This is a genomic window from Burkholderia sp. HAN2018, assembly GCF_024704855.1.
Lineage (GTDB): Bacteria > Pseudomonadota > Gammaproteobacteria > Burkholderiales > Burkholderiaceae > Burkholderia > Burkholderia cepacia.
Map to the genome: position 1 here is coordinate 1 of NZ_QOBB01000487.1, position 1685 is coordinate 1685.

Genomic DNA, 1685 nt, shown 5'->3' on the forward strand with positions numbered 1-1685 from the left:
CGCCGTGCGGCTGGTCGGCGCGCAGGCCGTCGTCGAGCACCTCGCCGATGCTGCCGACCATCGCCTCGGCACCTGTCACGACCGGGCGCCGCCGCGCGCGCAGCGCGACGCTCGACACGCCCGCGACGAGCAGCCCGCCGCCGAGCGCCAGGCTCGCGATCACGGGCCACGGAATCCCGTAGCCGGGCACGTCGGTGTCGATCAGCATCAGCGCGCCGATCGTGAACGACACGATCCCGCCGAAACCGAGCACGCCGAAGGTCGGCAGGAACGCCTCGGCGACCAGGCAGCCGAGGCCGAGCAGCACGAGGCCGAGGCCCGCATAGCTGATCGGCAGCAACTGCATCGCGAACAGCCCGACCAGCAGGCAGATCGTGCCGGCGACGCCCGGCAGCACGAAGCCGGGGTTCGCGAACTCGAAGAAGAGGCCGTAGATGCCGATCGTCAGCAGGATCAGCGCGACGTTCGGATCGGCGATGATCGCGAGGAAGCGGCTGCGCCAGTCGGGTTCGACGATGACGAGCGGCGCGTGCGTGGTCGCGAGCTTCACCGTGCCGGCGGTGGTCGTCGCGGTGTGGCCGTCGAGCTGGCGCGCGAGGTCGGCCGGATCTTGCGCGATCAGGTCGACGACGTGCTGCGCGCGCGCCTCGCTGGCCGACAGGCTGACGGCTTCGCGCACCGCGCGCTCGCCCCATTCGGCATTGCGCCCGCGCAGCTGCGCGAGACCGCGGATGTAGGCGGACGCGTCCTGCATCGCCTTGCGGATCTCGGTCGATTGCGTGTCGGTCGGCAATGCGGCCTGTGTGGCGGCCTCGGACGCACCGGATGCCCCTGACGCGCCCGGGGTTCCGGCCGGCGGGCGCGGTGCAGCGGGGTTCGCACCCGGCGGCGCGGCGCCGCCGATGCCGAACTGCACCGGCGACGCCGCGCCGAGATTGGTGCCGGGCGCCATCGCCGCGAAGTGGCTGGCATAGACGATGTAGGTGCCCGCGCTGGCGGCCCGCGCGCCGCCCGGCGCGACGAACGCGGCGACCGGCACGGGCGAGCCGAGGATGGCCTTGATGATCTGCCGCATCGACGTGTCGAGGCCGCCTGGCGTGTCGAGCTGCAGGATCGCGAGCGGCGCGTGCTGGCGTGCCGCACGGTCGAGCGAGCGCACGATGAAATCGGCGCTGGCGGGCCCGATCGCGCCGTTGATCGGGATCACGATGACCGGGCGGGCGGCGGCGGGTGTGGCGGGTGTGTCGGCGGACGGCGGCGCGGCGACCGCGGCACACACGACAAGCAGCGCCGCGAACAGCGCGGCGCGCGCGACCCGCGCGGACAGCGGGTGACGAGGGTGGCCGCCGGGCGTGGCAGGCACCGGCGACGGCCCGTGACGGTGAACGTGCATCGGGGCGTCCGGGCGGCGCGTGGCCGTGCGCCATCCGGCTTGCGGAAAGGGCGTGGGCCCGATGCTTAAAGATTAGGCGGTTTCGGCGGAAAGCGCGAAGCGAGCGCCGTGCCGGCCGGTATCAGCTCGCGCCGCCGCCGCGCGCGAGCACTTCGTCGCGATAGTCGGCCGGGCTGCGTCCGCTCCATTTGCGGAACGCGCGGTAGAACGCGCTCGGTTCCGCGAAACCGGTTGCAGCCGCGACGTCGGCGATCGTGCGCGCGGGGTCGGCCAGCGCCTCGAACGCGAGGTC

The 1685-nt window shown here is 73.6% G+C and carries 2 protein-coding genes; both read right to left on the reverse strand.

Annotation, left to right across the window (positions count from 1 at the left end):
• Positions 1–1393: nodulation protein NfeD (locus tag DPV74_RS41255; RefSeq protein ID WP_162923334.1), on the reverse strand; the 1393-nt coding region annotated here is incomplete at its 3' end.
• Positions 1394–1514: 121 nt separating this feature from the next.
• A partial coding sequence (locus DPV74_RS41260; RefSeq protein WP_119339277.1) for an AraC family transcriptional regulator occupies positions 1515–1685 on the reverse strand: 171 nt, incomplete at its 5' end.